Below are 23525 nucleotides of genomic sequence, written 5' to 3'. Positions count from 1 at the left end.
CTTTACTCCGCCACGTCCAGATGCGGCACGTCAGAACACACAGCGGCAATCTGTTGTGCCAAGTAATCGACGTGCTCGTCGGTGTAACGCTCGTTCCACGGCAGAACGAGAACATCGTTCAGGAAAGAATAGGTTCCCTCAAATCGCTCGGGCGCATAGTCAACAGCTTCGGGCCGGGCAAGGTTAAAGGGAAAGCCGCTGTCTCCGAACGTCTGTTGATCACGGATCACAGCGCACTCAAACGCAGGCTTCTGGATGTATCGTGGAGCCGAGTTGATGCCAAATCCGCGTAACGCCTCGGCAACACGAACGGGGCCGCCAATTTCGGGCTGAACGATCAGCGGATATTTCCAATAGCTGTGAACAGTTTGGTCATCCGAATACGGAGCCACCAGCATAGGCAGGCCAGATATCGCGTCCGTCAGCTTTTGGGCCATCGCTTTTCTCTGGTGTACGCTGTCATCAAGCTTGGCGAACTGAGCAAGCGCCACCGCGCCTTGAAGTTCGGTCATCCGCCCGTTCAGCGCGACAAAGTAATGATCCGGCTTTGGATCTCCGTAACCCCACGCCTTGTCGATAAACAACCGTATGCGCCGAGCAAGACCTTCGTCGTTGGACGTTACAATTCCACCTTCGCCGGTCGTGATGTGTTTACCTTGCTGAAGGCTAAAGCACCCGATGTCGCCAAATGTCCCGACATGACGACCGTCTATGGTTGCGCCATACGCTTGCGCACAGTCTTCAATCACTGAAATTCCATGCTGACGGGCAACAGCGCAAATCGCCCGCATGTCTGCGGGATACCCAAAAAGGTGCGTGACGATGATGGCTTTCGTGCGGTCACTAATCGCGCGCTCAATCGTTTCCGCCGTCAGGTTTCCCGTGATCGGATCGACATCCGCAAAAACAGGTATGGCGGTCTGGTACAAGATCGGGGTTATGGCACCCATATCGGTGATCGCCGAGGTGATGATCTCGTCGCCGGGACTTGGGTCAATTGCTGAAACCGCGGCATGGATCGCCCCTGTACCCGAACTGCAGGCATACCCGAACACAGCCCCGATGGATTGGGCGAATTTGGACTGAAACTCTTTTACGAAATGACCTTTGGTCGACGTAAGCGTACCAGAGCGAATTGCGGACGTCAGTGCCACGATTTCTTCTTCACCCAACTGGCGACCGCTAGCATCCTGATCTGAAGGGAAATCGGGAACAGATGTACTCGTCATTAATCTCTTTCTCCACGAACTTGAGGGCCCGCAGAAACTTCCTGCGGGGGGATACGGTTAAAAAAAATCTTTCCGACTGCGATACTGGACATCAAGGACAGGTGATCGCGAACCACCCGCATCAGCTTCAGCTTGGACTGCCCGTATTTGCGTGTTGTCAAAACGGCCGGAACCTCGTCAATGCGCCACCCACGGCGGTCCAGCAAAGCAAGAACCTCGGCCACACCGGAAAACCCGTCATGCCGGCGGGGTAAAGATACAACCGAGCTTTTCCGATACAGGCGAAAGCACGACGTGTACGTAGCCAGATTGTTCCGAAGCAACTGCCGATAACCCCAAGACGCGCCCTTGGACAAAAACAGACGCCATTCTGGTACACCTTCCACTTGTCCCTGCGGATGGTACGGCGATGCCGTCACGATCGACGTGTCTTCTTTCAGCAAGGGCAGCATCTTGGAAATAAGCGCCGGATCGTAAGAACAATCGCTGTCGATGACCGCGACCGCCTCGTCTGTCGATGCCGCTATCCCGGTTGCCGTCGCCGCCATGATACCAAGATTTTCCTTATGACGCAGGCAGGTAACGTTCGGCGAACGCCCGAACAGGTCGTGCATGACATCCCACGTGTTGTCAGTGCTTCCGTCATCGACCAGAACGATCGACAGAACCACTTGCGAACCAAGGTTCGTCTGCAATTTGGCAAGCTTCTCTGCCAAATAGTGCAGCCCCTCTTCCTCGTTGAAACACGGTGCGACCACGGTCAAGGACTGGTGATCAAGGAAGGTATCCGCCCCACTTTGTGCGCGCGGATTGGCCGCCGGAGTGGGATCGGACAAACGCGTCATTGCACCGTCCCCGCAGCAGCCAATTCAACGGCACGCGCCACCGTCTGCCTTTTTTGCAGGATGTCCAATATCCTGGCTGCGCTGTTTCCCCGGCCAAATGGGTTTTCAACCTCTCCGACCTTTGTGGCCCAACTTTTGGGGCAATCAAGCTCCAGAAGTTCTTCCTGCAAGCGTTGCGCCGATTGACCGACAAGCCGCGCGATCCCACAGCTCACGGCTTCCGAACGTTCGGTTTCTTCACGCAAAATCAGCAGCGGCTTCCCGAGGCTTGGTGCCTCTTCCTGAATGCCTCCTGAATCTGACAGAATAACCCACGAGGCCGCCAGCACGTGCAGGAAATCCGGATAGGCCAAAGGCTCAACCAAGTGAATCTGATCGGACCCGGATAACTCGGCGCGCGCTACATTCTTGACCTGCGGATTGGGGTGGACCGGGAACACGAGGCTGATATCCGGCCGTTCTTCGACATAGCGGCGCAAGACCTTAAGGCGATCGCACATAACGGACCCAAAGCTCTCTCTTCTATGCGTCGTCAACACAATAATTCGACGCCCCTTAAGGCTGGATATCAACGACGCAACAGGCTTGGAGGGACGCCTTTGCCCCATTACATGCCTGATCGAGTCCACCACCGTATTGCCAGTCAGGAAAACCCCCGGCGCCGGTACCTTCTCGGCCAGCAACGCGTTTTTATTGCTTAGGGTTGGTGCGAAATGAAAACTGGCTATGCGGGAAATCAGCCTCCTGTTCGCCTCTTCGGGGAACGGAGAATCGATACTCGCAGTCCGCAGTCCAGCCTCGACATGACCAACAGGTATCTGGCGCTGCCACGCAGCCAAAGCACTGCCAAACGCGCTTGAGGTATCGCCCTGAACAAGAACCACATCTGGCCTCTCTTCCTCCAGAACGCGATCAATCCGTCCAACAACCCGAGAAATCACGTCATTCAATGACTGCGCGTGCTTCATGACTTCAAGGTCGTAATCAACGGGGATTGCCCATTCTTTAGCCAGAGACCGCACAAGGTCAGTGTGCTGGGACGTCATCACTGTAATCAGCTCAACATCTTCACGCTCACCCGCTTCGCGAATAATCGGCAGCATCTTGATTAATTCCGGGCGCGTTCCAAAAACCAACATGACTTTCAACGCCGCACGACGTGATTGTCTGCCCGAACGCCGACCCAAAGGTGCTTTTCCAAACACCTTTTGTTCAGACCTATTTTCCGAATGAGGGTTCCCCATAACGCTTAAACAGCGCCGAAAACTGCGCCCATTCGAGCGCACAAATAACCAAATTCACACAAACCAAACACCCCACTATTCATCATTACCTCGGGCGTAAAACTCTGCCCAAGTCACAATACTTTTCGTACTGCTCTGCTATGAATAGTCGCGAGATTTTTACTCGCAAAAATTGCCTGCCCCCACATTCAAAGTCCGTTATGGGATGCAGAATTGTCAACCGATTCGTTTAAAACGGCCTGAATTCGCCCCCGAGCATCCAGTCTTTTTAACAATTTAGGGCAAAGCGAAAGGGAAACTGAACGACAAAAAAAGTGTCCACGAAAGAGAAACAATTATGGCTATTTTGGAAATATTGACGCCCAATTTATCCCGTCAACCGTCACAAAGATCTGACTTTCAATCAGCCGTCAACGCGCCCGAATTAAGTGCGACTTGATGTCAATTTAATTGGCGATCATTCAATCCATACGCCTTTAATTTTGACGATCGCGCACAGATTTGCGACATGTTGAAGACCGATTTGAACAATTGCGGCGGGATTTGCCGAGTGAAACATGCACGTGAATTAAAAACAGGCAAAAGCTCAATTTGCCCGGCCTGTGAAAATAGAACCGAATTTGCATTCGCCAAAAACGGACACTCGATTATGCAATGCCCGGCCTGCGGAAACCGCTCGGTTGCAGGCTTGTTTGATCAGGACCACGTTGCATCAGTTTATGACGATAGCTATTTTTTTGGTGGTGGCGCTGGGTATTCCGATTACCTGAGTGAGGCTCAGTTGTTGCGAGACCAAGGCCGACGGTACGGAGAACTCCTGTCCCGCCATTCAAAAAATGGGCGGCTTCTTGAGGTTGGTAGTGCCGCAGGCTTTCTTCAAGCCGGGATGGAGGATGCAGGCTGGGCGACGACAGGCCTGGACCCCAACCAGACGATGGTTTCGCACGCTCGGGACACGCTGGGTCTGAACGCGCTGCAGGGAAGCCTTGAAGACTGCAAAGGACTGGAACCTTTCGATGCCGTCAGTTTGATACAGGTTATCGGCCACTTTCACGACCTGCCCAAGGCCATGAAATCGGTCGCGGATTTGACGCGGCCAGGCGGTATTTGCGTGATCGAATACTGGCGTCTGGACAGTTGGATGGCCCGGCTGATGGGCAAGCGCTGGCACGAGTATTCACCCCCAAGCGTCCTGCATTGGTTTACGCGATCCGGGCTTGATACGTTGATGCGGCGCCATTCTTTTTCGGTGATTGATAGCGGCAAACCAAAGAAATACATATCCGCTGGACACGCCGCGTCGTTGCTGGAACATCTTCTGGGCAGCAAGATGCCTGTTAAGCCCCTACGAATGCTGCATCCTGACGCGAAAATCCGCTATCCGTCATTTGATCTTGAATGGAGGCTGTATCGCCGCGGGTAACGTGCACGAAACCACCAAGTAGACAGCCGACTGGACGGACGGACCAAACGCATCGGCGGAAATCGCTTGCCTCGAAGCGCCAAAAATATGGCTGCCGCATTGCGCAACAAATTCACAAACGTCGAAATCGGAATTGTGGTGCCCAAGGAGAGACTCGAACTCTCACGCCCGTGAAGGCGGGGGATTTTGAATCCCCTGCGTCTACCATTCCGCCACTTGGGCCACGGACACTGAATTATCGCCCAAGAACCGGAACGTCCAGAGGCAAAAAACACCCCAACGCCAGATTGTTTTCCTCCGGTAGGTTGACGACACATCTGGCCCGTGATTTTGCTTGAACATCAAACCAACAGGATTTTAGCACCTAATGTTGCGATCGCTTTATGACTGGACCATTCGTCTGGCCGAACATCCGCACGCGCTGTGGGCGCTGGCCGTGGTTGCCTTTATCGAAAGCTCGTTTTTTCCGATTCCCCCCGACGTACTGATGATTCCAATGATCATCGCCCGACCGTCGCGCGCATGGTTGATCGCGACCGTTGCCTTGGTTGCTTCGGTATTGGGCGGATTGCTGGGTTATGCCATTGGTGCGTTTTTCTATGAAAGCATTGGACAGCCCATTCTGGAATCCATGGGCAAGGCGCACGCCATGGAGGAATTCAACACGCGATTCAACGATTTCGGATTCTGGGCCGTTCTCGGCGCGGGAGTGACTCCGTTTCCCTACAAGGTCATTACGATCATGTCCGGGTGGACCGGTATGCCCTTGGGCACCTTCGTCGCGACGTCTATTCTGGCGCGTGCTTTGCGCTTTTACGTTGTGGCAGGGCTGCTATGGGGATTCGGGGAACCCATTCGCGCCTTTATCGAAAAGCGCCTTGGCCTCATGTTCACGCTGTTTATCATCCTGCTGTTTGGCGGGTTTATTGCGGTGAAGTACCTATGACGCGTCGAAACCTTTATGTCCTGATCGCCGCCGGAGGCTCTGCTGCGCTTTTACTTGGGGCCTGGGGTTTTCAGTATTTGGGTGGACTGCCGCCCTGCAAGATGTGCATCTGGCAGCGATACCCGCATGGGGCGGCCGTTTTGATTGGTGTATTGGCGCTAGTCCTGCCCCGTAACACGTTGCTTCCGGTATTGGGCGCTCTTGCAGCGATGACAACCGCCGCCATTGGCGTTTTTCACGCAGGCGTAGAGCAGAAATGGTGGGAAGGCCCGTCAAGCTGCACTTCAGGAGACATTGGAGGCCTGTCCACACAAGAACTGATGGACCAGATCATGTCTGCCCCATTGGTACGCTGTGACGACATCCCGTGGGAGTTTCTGGGTTTATCCATGGCCGGCTGGAATGCGGCTATCTCGGCTGTGCTGGTTATGATCTGGCTCGCAGTGCGACGCGCCAGCGATTAAAACTCATCCAATTCTGCATCCCAGTACAGAAAATCAATCCAGCTATCGTGCAGGTGGTTTGGCGGGAATTTCCGACCGATATTCCGAAGCGCCTCGGCGTCCGGTTGACGTGGGGGCTTGCGCAACGCCATCCCGGCCTGACGCAACGATTTTGACCCCTTCTTCAAGTTGCAGGGGCTGCACGCTGCCACAACGTTTTGCCAGCTTGTCACGCCACCTGCCGCGCGGGGGACGACGTGGTCAAACGTCAGGTCTCCGCGTGCGCCGCAGTATTGGCAACGGAACTCATCCCTCAGAAATAAATTAAAGCGCGTGAAGGCCACGCGCTTTCTGGGTTTTACATAATCTTTGAGGACAACGACCGAGGGTATTCGTATCTCGGTACTCGGGCTTCGCACGACTTCGTCATATTCTGCGACGATGTCCACCCGGTCAAGCCAGGCCGCCTTGATCGCCTCCTGCCAGGGCCACAATGACAGTGGGTAATAGGACAAGGGGCGGTAATCGGCGTTCAAAACCAATGCCGGATGATGCTTTAGCGCACCGGGTTCCCTGACAAATTCGGTTCTGAAGTCTCCATCCATATCAGAATCGCTCCTCGCTCTGCTCTGCCCGTTTTGACATCAGAGCGGGGAACACCCGCCCCGGCCTTAACTCAACTATATATCGTGTTAAAACTCTGACAAGCCCTGAGTTTCCACAATATCTCGGGCATGGGGTAAGCTGCCTAAGTAACAGGCACGTGACAGTTATCCACAGGTTGCGTTGCCTGTGTCGCTCGGGCTATGGCGTGACCTATGTCCTGGTTCATCCGCTTCAACAAACCTTTCGACGTGTTGCCGCAGTTCACCGATCGCGCCAATGCAGATTCGCCGCGCAGCACCTTGTCTGACTTCATTGATTTACCCGGCGTTTATCCCGCCGGACGATTGGATCGCGATAGCGAAGGGTTGATGCTGCTGACCGACAATGGCCGGTTGCAGGCGCAGATATCTGACCCGCAGCACAAGATGCTAAAAACCTATTGGGTTCAGGTTGAAGGTCTGCCCGATGCTTCCGCGCTGAAGGCGCTGAGGAACGGGGTCGAACTGAAGGACGGTTTGACCCGCCCTGCAAAGGCACGCCTGATGGATGAACCCGACCGGCTGTGGCCGCGCACACCTCCGATACGGGTTCGTCAGACAGTGCCTGATTGCTGGATCGAATTGACCCTGCGCGAGGGTAAGAACCGGCAGGTCCGCCGGATGACGGCCGCGGTTGGCCACCCAACCCTGCGCCTAATCCGGGCCCGCATCGGAGACTGGACACTTGACGGGCTGGAACCGGGCCAATGGGACAGCCTGCCTGCACCTGCAATCGATGTCGCGCCTCAGCGCAAACGGGACCGCCGCCCGCGCCGGTGACAAAAACCGCGTTTTGTGATAGACTTACGCCATGAAAGTCACACCAGACATACCAAGAGCACAAGGTGTTCTGGAGGCCGCACTTTACGTCGATGATCTGGATTCAGCAGAACGGTTCTATGGCGAAATATTGGGGCTGGAGAAAATTCAACGTGTCACCGACCGCCATGTTTTCTACCGCCTCGGTGCAACGGTTTTGCTGATCTTCAATCCGGATGAAACTGAAAAGGCCCCAACGAACCTGGACCTTCCTGTTCCGCCCCACGGGGCACGCGGGCCCGGGCATGTCTGCCTGTCCATGCCACGCGCGCAGATACAAGTGATGCGCAAACATCTGCTGGACTGGAATGTACCCATTGAGGCCGAGTTCGACTGGCCGAATGGCGCGCGCTCACTCTATATCCGTGACCCGGCTGGAAACTCGGTGGAATTCGCCGAACCTCACCTTTGGGGCTAGACTTAGCGAAGGGGTTGCTTTTCGCCCCCGACGATGCGGCAGATATCGCTAGACGTCACCCCTGCTTCGCCCAATGCCGCCCGAAACGCGGCCATATGCGGAGCGGCAAAGTGCGCCTCGAGTGCAGCTTGGCTTTCCCATTCCTCATACACGCGGAACCGGTTGGTGTGGCCTAGGACCTGACTGAACTCATAGGTGATGCAGCCTGCTTCCTTGACCGTTTCCGCCACCATTTCCAAAGCCGCTTTCTCAGCCTTTTCAACACCTTCCGGCGCAACTTCGACCGTTCCTGTGACAACCAGCATTCTTAGCCCTTTCTCAATTCAAACCGTTTGGAAATCCGATCCACCGGGGTACCGTCCCTAAGAGGAACACCATAAGAGACCGAGTAATCCTGAAACCCCATTTTTTCGTAATAGCTTAGCCCCTGCCGGTTATCGGCCCTTATCGTCGCGTTGATCGCCCGCAGCCCGAGCGCCCCGGCATGTTTCGAAGTCTCGGCAAACAACGCCCGCCCTGCACCCTTCAACAGAGGCTCTCGGCGCGTGAATGTGGCGATGTCAGCGCATCCGTTGGGCAGAGCTTCGTTCAAACCCAACCATTGAAAGCCGGCGACTTCGCCCTGTTCATCAAGCGCGACATGGCAACAGATCTTGTCCGGCCCATCAAAGTAGCTTTGCGTGAATAAGGCCTCGGAATACGGGATTTCATGTGCGGTCGTGCCGCCGATGTCTATGATTTGGTTGAGGACATGGCAGGCAACTGCCACGTCCTCTCGCATCATCGGACGGACCGCAATCACGGGGTCAGAGGCTCAGCTTGTCGCGCATAAAGGCCAGCGCAACGCTGAGGCCGTCGGGCGCGATACCGTGGCCAGTGCCTTTCATGACATGGGCAAAAACCTCTTTGAAATCGGCGGCCTGCAACGCCTCGGCCGCCTCGGGCAAGGATTGCGGTGGAACCACGTCATCCGCATCTCCATGTACCAGAAGGATCGGCATCCGGCTGACGGTTTCATCGGGTAGTAGGTCTGGCTCCAGCAAACGGCCCGAGAAGGCTACGATCCCGGCCACCGGGTCTTCGCGGCGGGGGGCGACATACAAGCTCATCATCGTGCCTTGCGAAAACCCAAACAGAACCACCTGTTCGGGCAGAACGTCCTCGTCCACCATCAGCGCATCGAGAAACGCGTTGAAATCCTCAACCGCCATCGCCATTCCGCGCCGTGCTTCTTCCTCGGACGATCCGTCAATCCACGGGATCGGGAACCACTGGTAACCATTCGGCATTCCCGGGATTTGTTCCGGTGCATCAGGCGCCACGAAAAGCGTGTCGGGCAGGTGTTCGCCCAGTACATCCGCGATCCCCAGCAGGTCTGCGCCATTGGCCCCATAACCATGCACAAATACCACGACCGAGCGCGTGTCGCCCGAAACCGGCTCTTTTCGGAGCGCATTTAATACTCGAGTCATCTGATCCCTTCTCGTTCCTTTGCCACCCGGTAATAGGCCCACAGCACCCGCGCCGCAACCGACCGCCAAGGCGACCACGCCTCGGCCATTTGTCTCAGTTCTTTGTCGGTTGGACGCTTGGGCAGGTCATAGAGAATACGCGCGGCCTCTTGCAGGGCCAGATCACCGGGCGCGATCACATCCGCTCGGCCCAGCGAAAACATCGCGTAGATCTCGGCGGTCCAGACGCCAATGCCCGAAACCTCGGTAAGGATCGCGACCACTTCGTCGATTGGGGCATCCCTCAACGCTTTGTAATCTATACGTGCCTCCGCCAGCGCGCGGGCATAGCGTATTTTCTGTCGGCTCAATCCGACGGCGCGCAGATCGTCATCCGTGGCCCACATTATCTTGCGCGGGCCGGTTAGTTTCGCATCCTGCAAGCGTTTCCAGATCGCATTGGCCGAGGCCACGCTGACCTGCTGACTGACAATCGCGCTAAGCAGTTGAGCGAATCCGTCCGGTCGCCGACGCAGAGGCAACGGCCCCACCTGATTCAACGCGTAAGCCATACGCGGGCAAGCGCTGGCCAGCCACACGGCACCCTCGCTGACACAGTCATTGGTTTCGATGATACGTCCGACGGACATGTGCGCTCCGGGGGCTGAATAATCACGAGCACGTTAGGCTGCTTTGCCGTATATGCAACCCGCTTGTATGCCACGCTTTTCACGGATACGCATAGGCACATGACAATGACCGCCTCTTCCCCAAATGATAGTGTGGCCAAGCGCAACGTCGCTGTGCTGGTCGCGGTGCAAGCCGTGCTTGGCGCGCAACTGCCGATTATCTTTATCGTCGCTGGATTGGCGGGGCAGTCTCTGGCAACCAACGCTTGCCTGGCAACACTTCCGATTTCGTTGATCGTGCTGGGGTCAATGCTGGCGGCTACGCCAATCTCCGCGATCATGCAACGCTGGGGCCGGCGCGCGGGTTTTCTTTTGGGGGCAACGGCCGGTGCCCTAGGCGGGCTTGTCGGCGCGTATGGGCTGTACCTTGGGTCTTTCCCAGTGTTTCTTTTTGGAAGCCTTCTGACCGGCATCTACATGAGCGCGCACGGCTTCTATCGCTTTGCCGCTGCAGACACGGCCTCGGATGAGTTTCGCCCCAAGGCAATTTCTTACGTTATGGCAGGCGGTCTGGTTGCAGCAATCATCGGGCCTCAGATCGTCAAGCTTACCTCGACGGCATATGTCATCCCATTTCTCGGTACTTATCTGGCTGTGATTGCTTTGAACGTTGTTGGTTCAGGTCTGTTCTTCTTTCTGGACACCCCAACCCCCAACATGGCCGAGAAAGGCACACCAAGGGGCAGAACCCGGCTTGAGATGCTAAAGACGCCGCGCATCGCCGTGGCCGTCATCTGTGCGATGGTGTCCTACGCGCTGATGAACCTTGTCATGACTTCGACCCCGCTGGCTGTCGTAGGCTGCGGATACTCGGCGAATGATGCGGCGGATGTGGTAACCGGTCACGTGTTGGCCATGTATATTCCCAGTTTCTTCACCGGCCAGTTGATCGCACGTTTCGGGGTCGAAAAGATCGTTGCGCTTGGCCTCGCCATTCTGGGCGGTGCGGGTATCGTGGCCTTGCAAGGCGTTGAACTTGAAAACTTCTTTATTGCCCTGATCTTGCTGGGTGTCGGCTGGAATTTCGGCTTTATCGGGGCAACCACGATGCTGGCCGCCTCACACGACGTAAATGAACGCGGTCGGATGCAGGGCCTGAACGACCTGTTGGTGTTCGGCGGTGTGACGTTAGCCTCTTTGTCCTCGGGCGGGTTGATGAACTGTTCGGGCGGGTCCCCGGTTGAGGGGTGGACTGCCGTCAACCTTGCCATGATCCCGCTGTTGACTTTGGCTGGGGGCGCGTTGCTGTGGCTGGTCCTGCGCCCGACTGAACCGGAAACGGCTTGACCGTTACCAGCGCCCCCGGGCGACGTTCCACATCAGTGACAGCCTACGCCGGATTTCACCTTGCGCCAGCGCACTAGCGGCGACGCGATCTGGTTGCGCAATCGCCTGCCGCAACACCCATTCTGCCTGCCAACCGGCGTACAGGGCCGGACGCGCTTCGTTTGAGACAGCAGATCGCTGAGCGCGGGCGGCGTGAAGTCGATCCAGTGCCGATTTTGCCAATTGCTGCACCCCGTCCGGTGTTCCATCCAACAGGGGAACACGCCCGCGCGCCTCAAGCTCGGGGATCGCCCGCAACCAGTTCGCGACACCCACTGCATAACCGAAATTGCGCAGAACCTGTTCGTCCGCCTCGCCCAACGCCTGCGCGGACGCGACAATCAAAGTTCCGGCGCTATGGTTGAAATAGGACTCAAAATGCGCCTGATCCTCAAACGGATCACGGTAGATATCCCAACGCCTTACGGCCACATACTCATCCAACTGAGCCGCCAAATGCGGCGACAGAATACGGGACAAAGGCGTCACGACCTCATGCCTGCGTACCGCCTGCCCCTCGGCAATCTCCTGCAAAGCGTCACGCCACCATTGAAGGCGCATTTCGGCAATCATGGGTTCCTGCGTGACCCATGGTGCGCGGGCGACTTCGACATTCAACGCATAGATCGGAAACAGAACCGCCCGTGCTGTGACGGGGGCAGCCATTGCCGCCATAAACCGATCCGGGTCGGCGCGATGCACCAGTGCGGCACAGGCCTTTACGTCATCGTCGAAGGCAACGCTCACTCGGCCACCGCCGTCTGCGGTCCGCAATCGCGAACCAGTTTCCACTGAATCGCATCCAAAAGCGCCTCGAACGAGGCATCGACTATGTTCGCGCTGACGCCCACGGTCGACCAGCGCCGCCCCTGCCCGTCTTCGCTGTCGATGATGACGCGGGTGACAGCCTCGGTCCCGCCTTGCGTAATGCGCACCTTAAAGTCCACCAACCGCATATCCGCCAGCACCTGCGAATATTGCCCCAGATCCTTCGCCAGCGCTTTGGCCAGCGCGTTCACCGGGCCGCGATCGCTGCCATCCTCGTCCAAAGACTCGCTAACCGACAGCTTCTTTTCGCCGTCGACCTTCACCACGACCACGGCCTCGGACAGGCTGACCATCTTGTTGTACTTGTTCTTGCGCCGCTCGACCGTGACCTTGTATCGCTTGACCTCAAAGAACGCTGGCAATTGCCCCAGTTCGACCCGCGCCAGCAATTCGAAGCTCGCCTGAGCAGTGTCGTAGGAATAGCCCTCAGCCTCGCGCTGCTTGATCCGATCAAGGATACGCCCCAATGCCGGGTCGCCTTTATCCACCGACAAACCTGCCTCGGTCAGGCGTTTTCGCAGGTTCGATTGCCCCGCCTGATTGGACATCGGAATGATCCGCGCATTACCAACCGCACCCGGATCCACATGCTCATAGGTCGATGGATCCTTGAGGATCGCGCTGGCGTGCAGCCCCGCCTTATGCGCAAAAGCCGAAGCCCCCACATAGGCCGACTGCTTGCTGGGCACCCGGTTCAGAATATCATCCAGCATCCGGCTGATCCGCGTCAGACCGGCCAGCGCTTGCGCACTGACGCCGATTTCAAACTGCGAGGCATAGGGTTCTTTCAGCAACAAGGTCGGGATCAAGGCGGTCAGGTTCGCATTGCCGCACCGCTCTCCCAGCCCGTTCAGCGTGCCTTGTACCTGGCGTGCGCCTGCATCCACGGCGGCCAGCGAACAGGCTACCGCGTTTTCCGTATCGTTGTGGGTGTGGATGCCCAACCGGTCGCCCGGCAGCCCTGCGGCGATCACCTCGGCCACAATGCGTGAAACCTCGGCAGGCAGCGCGCCGCCGTTCGTGTCACAAAGCACGACCCAACGGGCGCCTGCCTCCAACGCGGCCCGGCAGACATGAACCGCATAGCCGGGATTGTCCTTATAGCCATCAAAGAAATGCTCAGCATCGAACAACGCCTCGCGCCCCCGTGCCACAATATGCGCGACCGAGGCTCGGACATTCTCGACATTCTCCTCCAGCGTGGTCCCAAGCGCGTGGGTCACGTGGTAGTCATGCGACTTGCCCACCAGACAGACGGCTTGCGTGCCCGCATTCATCACAGCGGCCAGCACATCGTCATTCTCGGCCGACCGGCCCGATCGTTTGGTCATCCCAAACGCCGTCAACCGGGCCGAGGTCTGTGGCGCAACCTCAAAGAACGCGCTGTCGGTGGGGTTCGCACCGGGCCAGCCGCCTTCGATATAGTCCACACCCAACTCGTCCAGAGCCTTGGCGATCTGCACCTTTTCAGAGGTCGAGAACTGCACCCCCTGCGTCTGCTGCCCGTCGCGCAGTGTGGTGTCGTAGAGATAAAGCCGTTCCTTCGACATCACACACCCTCCAACTTGGTCGCATCGAAGCCCGCGCCGGGTACAAGATCCACACCGTCCTTGCTCATCCGCACTTCGAGCCCTGCCGCGACATAGGCCGCCTTGAGCCGGTCCACTTCCGAGAAGTCCTTGCTTTGCATCGCTTCGACTCGCGCATCGGCCAGACGCGCCGCATGGCCCGAAAGATCTGCCGAGCCCGTATCGGCCCAATCACCCATCTCAGGCTCCAACAACCCCAGAACCCGTGAACTGGCCAACAGTCCGGCGGCATCACCATCAGATGCCAAACGGTGCAGTTCCGTAAGAGCCCCCGCCGTGTTGAGGTCATCACTCAGCGCCGCGATCACCGAGGGGGCCGCGCTGGCGGCGGGCTCGATGCCAGCTGTCAGCGCCCGCCATTTGCGCAGCGTCGCTTCGGCCTCGCGCGCCTTCTTCTCGGTCCAGTCCATCGGCTTGCGGTAATGCGTCTGTAAGAACACAAACCGGATCACCTCACCCGGCACGCCCTGATCCAAAAGATCATGAACGGTGAAGAAATTGCCCAGAGATTTGGACATTTTCTTACCCTCAACCTGCAACATCTCATTGTGCAGCCAAACCCGAGCGAACTCGCCCTCGGGGTGCGCGCAGCAGCTTTGTGCGATCTCGTTCTCATGATGCGGGAACATCAAGTCATTGCCACCGCCATGAATGTCGAAACTTTCACCCAACAGTTCATAGCTCATAGCCGAGCACTCAATATGCCATCCCGGACGCCCGCGCCCCCATGGGCTGTCCCAACCCGGCAGTTCATCGCTTGACGGTTTCCACAGCACGAAATCCATCGGGTTCTTCTTGTAGGGCGCAACCTCGACCCGCGCCCCCGCGATCATGTCATCGACCGAGCGGCCCGACAGTGCGCCGTAACGCTCTTTCCAGCTATCCACAGCGAACAGAACATGCCCCTCGGCGACATAAGCGTGGCCTTTGTCAATCAACCCTTCGATCATCGCGATCATCTGCGGGATATACTCGGTCGCGCGCGGCATCTCGTTCGGTTCAAGCGCGCCCAAAGCGCCCATATCGTGCAGATACCAGCCAATCGTTTCGTCCGAACGTTCTTGTACCAATTGCTCCAACGTGCCTGGCGAACCTGCTTTTTGCCGCGCCAAGGCCGTGGCGTTGATCTTGTCATCCACGTCAGTGAAATTGCGCACATAGGTCACGTGATCCGCGCCATAGACATGGCGCAGCAACCGATACAGCACATCAAACACCACCACTGGCCGCGCATTGCCCAGATGGGCACGGTCATAGACCGTGGGACCACAGACATACATCCGCACATTGTCGGCGCTGATCGGCACGAAATCCTCTTTCGTCCGCGTCCGTGTGTTGTGCAGTTTGATCGTCTTCATCGGTCGGCTCCTCAGAACAGCATGGGCTGTGTCGCGTTGGCGCGGGCATAGCAACTTGTCTCAGGGATGAAAACGAAAGAAACCGGCCCGCTTGAATAATCAGCAGGAAATGCAGCAAATAATGATGCAGGTCATCCGGTTCATGACACCCTGATTATCACGCAGCATCACTCTCGCCAAGTCCCCACGATCCGGCGGGTATTCGATTGACAATTGAAACGCCCTCTGGCCCTTTCAGCCCAAAAGACCACCACAGGAGCGTGCCATGAAACTGTCGCAGCGTATCACTCATCTAACCCCGGGCGGCAACGACGGCTGGGATGTGTTCTATCGTGCGCGCCGGATGATCAGTGAGGGCCACGCAATTACTGAGCTGACTATTGGCGAACATGACATTCGCACCGACCCGTCGATCCTGCAGGCAATGGACCTGTCTGCCCGGCAAGGTCACACCGGATACGCGATGGTCCCTGGCACAGATTTGTTGCGTGATACGGTCGCGGCCCGTGTGCAGGCCCGCACGGGCGTACCCACTTTGCGCCGCAATGTCCTGATCACGCCAGGGGGCCAAGCCGCACTGTTTGCCGCCCATGTTGCGGTCTGCAATCCGGGTGACGTCGGGTTGTTTCTCGATCCATACTACGCCACGTATCCCGGTACGATCCGTGGCGCAGGCGCAATTGCCCGCCCGGTGCAAACCACCGCGGACGATGCCTTTCAACCCCGCGCCGAGCGGATCGACGAAGCAGCCGAAGGTGCTGTCTCATTGCTGATCAATACGCCCAATAACCCGACCGGCGTGACATATTCCCGGCAGACACTTGAGGAAATCGCCAAGGTTTGCCGCAGGCGTGACCTGTGGCTGATCTCGGACGAGGTCTACGACACTCAGGTTTGGGAGGGCGACCATATCTCTCCGCGAAGCTTGCCTGACATGGTCGAACGGACGTTGATTGTGGGGTCGATGTCAAAATCTCATGCGATGACAGGCTCCCGTTGTGGCTGGATTGTTGGTCCCGAGGACGTCATCTCACATCTGATCAATCTTGCAACCCATACGACCTATGGCGTTCCCGGTTTCATACAGGATGCAGCCAGTTTCGCGTTGACGGCAGGCGTGGCAATGGAAGAGGAAATCGCCGCGCCATTTCGCAGGCGACGCGCCAAAGCGGTTGAAATTCTTGCGGCACAAAACACGGTCGGTCTGGTTCCGGCGCAAGGTGCCATGTACCTGATGCTGGATATCCGCGCCACCGGTCAAAGCGGCGAAGGTTTTGCCAATGCCTTGCTGGATAGGCACGCGATCGCGGTCATGCCGGGTGAAAGTTTCGGTGATGCTGCTGCGGGGCACATTCGCGTAGCTATGACAATTGACGATGACCGCTTTGCTTCGGCGCTTCAGACAATTTGTAACTTTGCAAGTGAACTGGCCGACCGCCGCGCAGCCGAGTAGCGGTGTTCAAAACCGAAACGTTGTCCGCAGGTTGAACACGTTGGAATCAAGGCCGCCTTCGGAGCGGGTGACATCGTCGAAATTCTGGCGCAGCGCCTCGCCACTGATGACAAAGTTCTCACCGATCGGATAAGCGACGCCAATGCCGTAGACAGCGGCGGTGTCATTATCGACCGTCGAATCCACGCGCGCGGCTCCGACCACGACATACCCCAGCGCGGATCCAAAATCGTATCCACCCCGCAATTTCAGACGTGTCATGCTGTCCAGGCTACCCTCACCCTGCCCTAGATTCAGAGACAAGCGGATATATTCCAGCTCACCCCCAAGTACGAAGTTCCCGAAGTCATGATCGTACCCGACATGAGGACCAAAAGTCAGGTCACTGCCGCTTGAACCATTGGGCCCATCTGCGTCGGCATACCCAAAGCTGAACCCGGCATAGGCCCCGCTCCAATCCTCGGCTGCTGCCGGGGCAGCGCACGTTATGATCAGAGTGGCGATAAGGGCCGAACGGGGTATCACAACTTTCACCAAAAACCTTTCAATAAGGAATTCGAGAATTTAGTTCACTTTCGCATAAAACTGGGTCGCAATCGTTAACAATCAATTGAGATCACGAACCGCTCTTAAATAAGTGACAGAAGTATAACAGATTTCCCGCGTTTCGGTAGAAATTATTGAACTCTTTCGCATCTTTGATCCGCACCCAAGCATCCATTTCGTTTTTGAACCCCAAAGTCGCAAACAGGACAGAATGTCGCGACCTGTATTGAAAGACTGATAGCATAAGGTGAGGACCTGCATGCAAAGCGACGTTTGGAAGATCCGTCTGATCAGCCGCACAATAGGCGCGGATCGAGGACGCGCGGCCCGAGGGCGCCCGACGGGGGTGTAACCACATTCACCCCCCTCACGTGCCACCTAGCGGAATCTCAACATGAACGATCAATCCCGTAATAATTCGCGCAGCGGCGGACGCGCCGCGCGCCGTGCCGCCCGTGCCTCTGCCCTTCCGGATCATTTGCGTCCCATACGCCCGGGGCTTGAGGGCGGAACCTACAAGCCGTTGACCCAAACTCAGGTTGAACAAATCCACGACGCAGCGCTGACCGCGCTTGAAACGATTGGTTTGGCAGACGCCCCGCAAAGCGGGATCGACTATCTGGTCGGTGCCGGATGCACATTGGGCGATGATGGCCGCATACGGTTTCCCCGGGCGTTGGTTGAAGACACGATCGCCAATGCCAACCGATCAGTTACCCTGTGCAGTCGTGACGGGAATACCGATCTGGAACTCTCGGGCACTCGCGTTCACTACGGCACAGCCGGGGCTGCTGTCAGCATGGTGGACGTGCACGGGCGCGAATATCGCGACTCGACCGTGCAGGACCTGCACGACGCAGCCCGGATTTGTCAGCAACTTGATAATATCCATTTTGTTCAACGCCCTATGGTGTGTCGTGACATTTTCGACAATCAGGAAATGGACCTGAACACAATCTACGCAAGCTGTTCGGGAACTTTCAAACATATCGGCACGTCTTTCACTGAACCAAGCCATGTCGCCCCGGCCATGGAAATGCTCCACATGATCGCGGGTGGTGAGGACAAGTGGCGCGAACGTCCGTTCGTCTCAAACTCGAATTGCTTTGTCGTGCCGCCGATGAAGTTCGCCACCGAAAGCTGCGAAGTGATGGAAGAATGCATCAAAGCAGGCATGCCCGTTCTTCTTCTTTCCGCAGGGATGGCCGGAGCGACCGCACCTTCAACCATCGCCGGTGCCATCACGCAAGCCACGGCGGAATGTCTTGCAGGATTGGTTTACGTAAATGCCGTAAGTCCTGGGGCACCAGCCGTTTTTGGCACTTGGCCATTTGGTTTGGACCTGCGCACCGGGGCAATGTCCATCGGCTCGGGTGAACAGGCCCTTTTGACCGCAGGCTGCGCCCAGATGCACCAGTTCTACGACCTGCCCGGTGGGGCTGCAGCGGGGGCGTCGGATTCGAAAATGCCGGACATGCAAGCAGGATGGGAGCAAATGTGCTCGAATGTCATGGCGGGGCTGTCTGGGGTTAATATGGTTTACGAAGCAGCCGGAATGCACGCTTCGCTGCTAGGATTTTGCTTTGAAAGCCTGATCTTGGGGGACGATCTTATCGGACAGGCCCAGCGTTGCATTCGCGGAATTGAAGTGAACGAAGAAACGCTGGCCTTGGATCAGATCGCCGAGGTTTGCATGGGCGGACCCGGGCACTATCTGGGTACCGACGCAACACTCAGCCGTATGCAGGCGGACTATGTCTATCCGACCTTCGGTGACCGGACATCACCAAAAGAATGGGCCGAACTAGGCAAGCCGGACCTGATCGAAAAGGCGACCGCGCGGAAAGAGGAAATCCTGTCCAGCCCGTCACGTGCACAGTTTGATCCGCTGCTGGATGCCCAGATCCGCGCCCGGTTCAACATTCACCTTCCGACGTAATCCAAGAAAAAAAGGGGGCCGAAGCCCCCTTTAAGTTTCGCCATCCAGGCTCATATCGTTGACCGCCCGGTGTTTTTTTGCCTGCGGCCTGGACTGCGCATGGGACGAGCGCACCCGTCCCGTGAAAGAGTGGGAAAGAGCAATATTCCGCCCCACCCTGTTCCCGGTCGACACGGGCATGTCGACCGAGTGGAGCAAGGCAGCTTGGGTAAGTCTCAGTGCCTTGCTCCGTATTCGTCGGGACCGGATATCCGGGGGGAAGATCGCGGTCCCTACACCCCGTTGCCGGGGCGTTTGCTTTATTGTTTTTTCCGAACCACCTCAAAAACAGAGGGTATCCTCATCTCTAACTCAGATGGAATTCGGTCCGAACCGTGCGTCGGGAAGCGACCATTGAAGCTACTCAACACGCTAATCTGATCTCGTTTGTCGAAAGACTTAAGTTCCACCACCGACCCCGGCGCCCAATGTTCAAAGATATCGTCCAAATCAAGATACAGGACACAAACTTCGTGATCGCCTTGAGTTTCGAAAGGTGCAACTACTTCACGTTTAAGCTTCCCAATCTGACAAATACCTTGGAACATTCGTTGGCCTCCTTTAGCTACACCCGCTTGTTGCCCCGCAGGTGTTGCATTTCATGCAGGTGCCGTTCCGCACCAGCGTATAATTTCCGCACTCGCCACAAGGATCGCCCTCATAGCCTTGCATCTTGGCTTTGGTCCGGGCGTCCATTCCGGTTGCGACGGCGGTTTCCGCGACAGGGGCCTCAAACGCCGCAGCAGCTTCGGCCATACCGGACAAATCCGCCTGGGGATTGAACACCGCCAGATCCTGCGGCAACCGCTTGCGCAGATACCCGGTCGAACTGATTTGTTTCAGCACTTCCAGCGACTTGGATGCCGCAGTATCAGTGACTTCGGAGACATTCGAGACACCTTCTTCCTCACCGCGGCCCAGATCATCGAAAGTTGCACCTTCGGGCTTTACGTGGGCCAGATCGGTGCGATCCAGATAGCTGACGGCCAGTTCGCGGAAGATGTAATCTAAGATCGACGTCGCGTTCTTGATCGAGTCGTTGCCCTGCACCATCCCCGCCGGTTCGAACTTGGTAAAGGTGAAGGCATCCACAAACTCTTCCAGCGGCACACCGTATTGCAGGCCAACCGAGACCGCGATGGCAAAGTTGTTCATCATCGCCCGGAATCCAGCACCTTCCTTGTGCATGTCGATGAAGATTTCACCCAATTGCCCGTCTTCGAACTCACCGGTGCGCAGGTAAACTTTATGGCCCCCTACGATCGCCTTCTGAGTGTACCCCTTGCGGCGATGCGGCAGTTTTTCACGATGGCTACGGATGACTTCCTTGACGACCACCTTTTCGATGACCTTTTCGGCCAGCACCTTCGCCTTTTCCTGCGGCGAGCCGCTTTCCAGAACTTCGGCCGCCTCGTCGTCATCCTCGACCAGCGCAGCCGCCAGCGGTTGCGACAGTTTCGAGCCGTCGCGATAGAGCGCGTTCGCTTTCACACCCAGTGACCACGACAGTTCATACGCCTTCTGGCAATCTTCGATGGTCGCGTCATTCGGCATGTTGATCGTTTTCGAGATCGCACCCGAGATAAAGCTTTGGGCCGCGGCCATCATGGTGATGTGGCTATCAACCCCAAGGAAACGCTTGCCTTTCTTGCCGCATGGGTTGGCACAATCGAAGATCGCATAATGCTCTTCTTTCAGGTGCGGGGCACCTTCCAGTGTCATGGTTCCGCAGACGTGGTCATTGGCTGCTTCAATATCGGCCTTGGTGAACCCAAGATGGCGCAGCAGGTCAAAGGTCGGGTCATTCAGCTTGGTCGCCGGGATGCCCAACACGCCGGTGCAGAAATCCTCGCCCAGCGTCCACTGGTTGAAGACAAACCGGATGTCGAACGCACTTTCCAGCGCGGCGTCCACCTTGGCCAGTTCATTCGGCCCAAACCCGTGACCAGTCAGCGACGTATGGTTGATCCCCGGCGCGTTGCCGATGGTGCCATGGCCTACCGCATAACCCACGATCTCTTCGATCTGCGCCGAGGAATAGCCCAGCTTTTCCAGCGCCGACGGCACCGAGCGGTTGATGATCTTGAAGTAACCGCCACCCGCCAGCTTTTTGAATTTGACCAGCGCAAAGTCCGGCTCAATCCCCGTAGTGTCGCAATCCATCACCAGCCCGATGGTACCGGTCGGCGCTATCACGGTGGCCTGCGCGTTGCGATAGCCGTTCTTTTCGCCCAAGCTTAAGGCATCATCCCAAGCGGACATTGCCAGATCGACCAAACGCTTATCGGGGCAGTTGCCGTGATCCAGAGGCACCGGCTTCACGGCCAGCTTTTCATAGCCCGTCGTGACACCCTGCGACGCGCGGCGGTGGTTACGAATAACACGCAGCATGTGGTCCGCGTTCCGCTCGTATCCCTTGAACGGCCCCAGTTCACCCGCAATCTCGGCCGAGGTCGCATAGGCCACACCGGTCATTATCGCGGTCAGCGCGCCACAGATCGCCCGGCCCTCATCCGAGTCGTAGCTGTAGCCCATGTTCATCAACAGACCACCGATATTGGCATAGCCCAGACCCAAAGTGCGGAAGTCATAGGACAGCTGCGCGATTTCCTTTGACGGGAACTGCGCCATCGTCACCGAGATTTCCAGCGTCAGCGTCCAAAGGCGCGAGGCGTGCATATAATCCGCCGCCTGGAACTCACCCTCCTTAAGGAAGGTCAGCAGGTTCATCGACGCCAGGTTACAGGCCGTATCATCCAGGAACATATACTCGGAACACGGGTTCGAGCCGCGAATCTCACCATCCTCGGGGCATGTGTGCCACTCATTGACGGTGTCATGGAACTGAATACCCGGATCGGCACAGGCCCATGCAGCGTGGCCGACCTTTTCCCACAGATCGCGCGCCTTGACGGTCTTGGCGACTTGGCCATCGGTCCGATTGATCAGCTCCCAATCGGCGTCTTTCTCGACCGCAGTCAGGAACGCGTTGGTCACGCGGATCGAGTTGTTCGAGTTCTGACCCGAAACCGAGCTGTAGGCTTCGGAATCCCAATCCGTATCATAGGTGGGGAATTCGATGCTGTCGTGGCCCTGCCGCGCATAATCCAGCACGCGCTTGATGTAAGTCTCGGGGATCGCGACCTTTTTTGCCTCGCGAACCGCTTTCTTCAGGCTGTCATTCTTGTTGGGATCATACGCATCGTCCTGCGCGCCGTCCCATGAGCGGATGGCCTCGAAAATGCCGTTCAGCATCTTCTCGTGCATCTTCGATCCGGCAACGATCGAGGCCACCTTCTGCTCTTCGATCACCTTCCATTCGATGAATTGCTCGATGTCCGGGTGATCTGCATCGACGATTACCATCTTTGCTGCTCGACGGGTTGTCCCGCCTGATTTGATCGCGCCAGCGGCGCGGTCGCCGATCTTGAGAAAGCCCATAAGGCCCGAGGACTTGCCGCCACCCGACAGCGCTTCGCCCTCTGCACGCAGATGGCTGAAGTTGGTCCCGGTACCCGAGCCATACTTGAACAGGCGCGCCTCGCGCACCCACAAATCCATGATGCCGCCTTCGTTCACCAGATCATCATCGACGGACTGGATGAAACACGCGTGCGGCTGCGGATGCTCGTAAGCAGATTTCGATTTTGTCAGCTTGCCGGTTTTATAGTCGACATAGTGGTGACCCTGCGCAGGACCGTCGATTCCATAAGCCCAATGCAAACCGGTGTTGAACCACTGCGGGCTGTTCGGCGCGGCGCGCTGAGTGGCCAGCATATAGCGCATCTCGTCGAAATAGGCGCGCGCGTCTTCCTCGGTCGAGAAATAGCCGCCCTTCCAGCCCCAATACGCCCATGCACCTGCCAAGCGGTCAAAGACCTGCTTGGACGACGTCTCACCGTCGAATTCAGCGCCATCGGCAGGCACCGAGCGCCACAGGAATTCGGGAACGTCTTTCTCTTTAACCTTTTTCAGCTTGGACGGAACACCGGCTTTGCGAAAGTACTTCTGCGCAATGACATCGCTTGCGACCTGGCTCCAGCTGGCAGGAACTTCAATGTTATCCAGGCGAAATACTATCGTCCCGTCTGGGTTCCGAATCTCGGACGTTGCAGACACAAAGTCCAGGTCCGCATATGCATCCTGCCCCGATGTAGTGAATTTTCTGTCAATCTTCATGTCCGCCGCCCTAGATTCAATCAACTTATTCTTTGGTTTCAGGTCCGAAACTGTAGACCTTCGACCGCGCCAGAAATTTGGGCGCAAAAGACCGTTCGCTGCCTATGACAGCGCAAC

The 23525-nt window shown here is 57.1% G+C and carries 22 protein-coding genes and 1 tRNA gene; 8 read left to right on the top strand and 15 right to left on the bottom strand.

The window, feature by feature from the left end:
- Nucleotides 1-2 precede the first annotated feature (2 nt).
- The 3 genes from GOV88_RS13445 to wecB are packed head-to-tail and all read right to left on the bottom strand — an operon-like array spanning nucleotide 3 to nucleotide 3213.
- Nucleotides 3-1229 carry a DegT/DnrJ/EryC1/StrS aminotransferase family protein gene (locus tag GOV88_RS13445; RefSeq protein WP_171240750.1) on the bottom strand — a complete coding sequence of 409 codons (1227 nt, stop codon included), beginning with the start codon at nucleotides 1227-1229 and terminating at the stop codon, nucleotides 3-5.
- The gene (locus tag GOV88_RS13440) at nucleotides 1229-2074 is read right to left on the bottom strand and encodes a glycosyltransferase family 2 protein (protein WP_171240749.1); all 846 of its coding nucleotides are present in this window, start codon (nucleotides 2072-2074) and stop codon (nucleotides 1229-1231) included. Before GOV88_RS13440 ends, GOV88_RS13445 begins: the two co-directional genes overlap by 1 nt.
- On the bottom strand, nucleotides 2071-3213 hold the full coding sequence (wecB, locus tag GOV88_RS13435; protein WP_171240748.1) for a non-hydrolyzing UDP-N-acetylglucosamine 2-epimerase: 1143 nt from the start codon (nucleotides 3211-3213) through the stop codon (nucleotides 2071-2073). Before wecB ends, GOV88_RS13440 begins: the two co-directional genes overlap by 4 nt.
- A 754-nt stretch (nucleotides 3214-3967) precedes the next feature.
- On the opposite strand from wecB, the gene GOV88_RS13430 reads away from it, so the two are divergent.
- On the top strand, nucleotides 3968-4741 hold the full coding sequence (locus GOV88_RS13430; protein WP_171240747.1) for a bifunctional 2-polyprenyl-6-hydroxyphenol methylase/3-demethylubiquinol 3-O-methyltransferase UbiG: 774 nt from the start codon (nucleotides 3968-3970) through the stop codon (nucleotides 4739-4741).
- A 136-nt stretch (nucleotides 4742-4877) separates the two neighbouring features.
- Here the strand turns inward: GOV88_RS13430 and GOV88_RS13425 are convergent.
- Nucleotides 4878-4963: transfer RNA gene (locus GOV88_RS13425), tRNA-Leu, on the bottom strand.
- A 145-nt stretch (nucleotides 4964-5108) separates the two neighbouring features.
- On the opposite strand from GOV88_RS13425, the gene GOV88_RS13420 reads away from it, so the two are divergent.
- Both GOV88_RS13420 and GOV88_RS13415 read left to right on the top strand, forming a co-directional pair.
- Nucleotides 5109-5687 (top strand): YqaA family protein, encoded by a 579-nt coding sequence (locus GOV88_RS13420; protein WP_171121522.1) that lies wholly within the window; start codon nucleotides 5109-5111, stop codon nucleotides 5685-5687.
- Nucleotides 5684-6151: a disulfide bond formation protein B gene (locus GOV88_RS13415; RefSeq protein ID WP_171240746.1), complete on the top strand. Its 468-nt coding sequence runs from the start codon at nucleotides 5684-5686 to the stop codon at nucleotides 6149-6151. Before GOV88_RS13420 ends, GOV88_RS13415 begins: the two co-directional genes overlap by 4 nt.
- Here GOV88_RS13415 and GOV88_RS13410 read toward each other — a convergent pair.
- Complete coding sequence (locus GOV88_RS13410; protein WP_171121524.1) at nucleotides 6148-6735, bottom strand: HNH endonuclease; 588 nt, start codon at nucleotides 6733-6735, stop codon at nucleotides 6148-6150. The genes GOV88_RS13415 and GOV88_RS13410 overlap by 4 nt on opposite strands.
- A 213-nt stretch (nucleotides 6736-6948) precedes the next feature.
- Between GOV88_RS13410 and GOV88_RS13405 the strand changes: the two genes are divergently transcribed.
- Together GOV88_RS13405 and GOV88_RS13400 are read left to right on the top strand one after the other, a co-directional pair.
- Nucleotides 6949-7554, top strand: a complete 606-nt coding sequence (locus GOV88_RS13405) for a pseudouridine synthase (protein ID WP_171121525.1) — start codon at nucleotides 6949-6951, stop codon at nucleotides 7552-7554.
- Between the two features lie 31 nt (nucleotides 7555-7585).
- Nucleotides 7586-8011, top strand: a complete 426-nt coding sequence (locus GOV88_RS13400; protein ID WP_171240745.1) for a VOC family protein — start codon at nucleotides 7586-7588, stop codon at nucleotides 8009-8011.
- 2 nt (nucleotides 8012-8013) lie between these two features.
- Here the strand turns inward: GOV88_RS13400 and GOV88_RS13395 are convergent, their stop codons facing one another.
- Genes GOV88_RS13395 through GOV88_RS13380 form a run of 4 tightly spaced genes read right to left on the bottom strand, consistent with a single transcriptional unit; the run spans nucleotide 8014 to nucleotide 10112 of the window.
- Nucleotides 8014-8316 (bottom strand): putative quinol monooxygenase, encoded by a 303-nt coding sequence (locus tag GOV88_RS13395; RefSeq protein WP_171121527.1) that lies wholly within the window; start codon nucleotides 8314-8316, stop codon nucleotides 8014-8016.
- Between the two features lie 2 nt (nucleotides 8317-8318).
- On the bottom strand, nucleotides 8319-8795 hold the full coding sequence (locus GOV88_RS13390; RefSeq protein ID WP_171240744.1) for a GNAT family N-acetyltransferase: 477 nt from the start codon (nucleotides 8793-8795) through the stop codon (nucleotides 8319-8321).
- A 22-nt stretch (nucleotides 8796-8817) separates the two neighbouring features.
- Entirely contained in the window at nucleotides 8818-9483 is a 666-nt protein-coding gene (locus tag GOV88_RS13385) for an alpha/beta hydrolase (protein ID WP_171121529.1), read from the bottom strand.
- Nucleotides 9480-10112, bottom strand: coding sequence for a DNA-3-methyladenine glycosylase (locus tag GOV88_RS13380; protein ID WP_171240743.1), 633 nt, complete (start codon nucleotides 10110-10112; stop codon nucleotides 9480-9482). The genes GOV88_RS13385 and GOV88_RS13380 overlap by 4 nt, the downstream gene beginning before the upstream one ends.
- A gap of 99 nt (nucleotides 10113-10211) precedes the next feature.
- Here GOV88_RS13380 and GOV88_RS13375 point away from each other — a divergent pair, with 99 nt between their 5' ends.
- Nucleotides 10212-11438, top strand: a complete 1227-nt coding sequence (locus tag GOV88_RS13375; protein WP_171121531.1) for an MFS transporter — start codon at nucleotides 10212-10214, stop codon at nucleotides 11436-11438.
- A 3-nt stretch (nucleotides 11439-11441) separates the two neighbouring features.
- Here the strand turns inward: GOV88_RS13375 and GOV88_RS13370 are convergent, their stop codons facing one another.
- From GOV88_RS13370 to cysS, 3 genes are read right to left on the bottom strand one after another with little or no spacing between them, the layout of a single operon-like run.
- Entirely contained in the window at nucleotides 11442-12224 is a 783-nt protein-coding gene (locus GOV88_RS13370) for a squalene/phytoene synthase family protein (protein ID WP_171240742.1), read from the bottom strand.
- Entirely contained in the window at nucleotides 12221-13855 is a 1635-nt protein-coding gene (cimA, locus tag GOV88_RS13365) for a citramalate synthase (RefSeq protein WP_171240741.1), read from the bottom strand. The genes GOV88_RS13370 and cimA overlap by 4 nt, the downstream gene beginning before the upstream one ends.
- The gene (gene cysS, locus GOV88_RS13360; RefSeq protein ID WP_171240740.1) at nucleotides 13855-15252 is read right to left on the bottom strand and encodes a cysteine--tRNA ligase; all 1398 of its coding nucleotides are present in this window, start codon (nucleotides 15250-15252) and stop codon (nucleotides 13855-13857) included. Before cysS ends, cimA begins: the two co-directional genes overlap by 1 nt.
- 265 nt (nucleotides 15253-15517) lie before the next feature.
- Here cysS and GOV88_RS13355 point away from each other — a divergent pair, with 265 nt between their 5' ends.
- The gene (locus GOV88_RS13355) at nucleotides 15518-16705 is read left to right on the top strand and encodes a pyridoxal phosphate-dependent aminotransferase (RefSeq protein ID WP_171240739.1); all 1188 of its coding nucleotides are present in this window, start codon (nucleotides 15518-15520) and stop codon (nucleotides 16703-16705) included.
- A 6-nt stretch (nucleotides 16706-16711) separates the two neighbouring features.
- Here GOV88_RS13355 and GOV88_RS13350 read toward each other — a convergent pair whose 3' ends face one another.
- Nucleotides 16712-17230, bottom strand: a complete 519-nt coding sequence (locus GOV88_RS13350; RefSeq protein WP_371808242.1) for an outer membrane protein — start codon at nucleotides 17228-17230, stop codon at nucleotides 16712-16714.
- A 415-nt stretch (nucleotides 17231-17645) separates the two neighbouring features.
- Between GOV88_RS13350 and GOV88_RS13345 the strand changes: the two genes are divergently transcribed.
- Complete coding sequence (locus tag GOV88_RS13345) at nucleotides 17646-19190, top strand: trimethylamine methyltransferase family protein (protein ID WP_171240737.1); 1545 nt, start codon at nucleotides 17646-17648, stop codon at nucleotides 19188-19190.
- Between the two features lie 299 nt (nucleotides 19191-19489).
- Here GOV88_RS13345 and GOV88_RS13340 read toward each other — a convergent pair whose 3' ends face one another.
- Both GOV88_RS13340 and GOV88_RS13335 read right to left on the bottom strand, forming a co-directional pair.
- A complete protein-coding gene (locus GOV88_RS13340; RefSeq protein WP_171240736.1) occupies nucleotides 19490-19777 on the bottom strand; it encodes a hypothetical protein in 288 nt (95 codons plus the stop codon).
- A 13-nt stretch (nucleotides 19778-19790) separates the two neighbouring features.
- Nucleotides 19791-23408 carry a vitamin B12-dependent ribonucleotide reductase gene (locus tag GOV88_RS13335; RefSeq protein ID WP_171240735.1) on the bottom strand — a complete coding sequence of 1206 codons (3618 nt, stop codon included), beginning with the start codon at nucleotides 23406-23408 and terminating at the stop codon, nucleotides 19791-19793.
- Between the last annotated feature and the right edge of the window lie 117 nt (nucleotides 23409-23525).

Origin of the sequence: Ruegeria sp. HKCCA5491 (assembly GCF_013034565.1) — a bacterium.
Taxonomy (GTDB): Bacteria; Pseudomonadota; Alphaproteobacteria; order Rhodobacterales; family Rhodobacteraceae; genus Ruegeria.
This window is presented reverse-complemented; position numbering and strand designations above follow the sequence as displayed.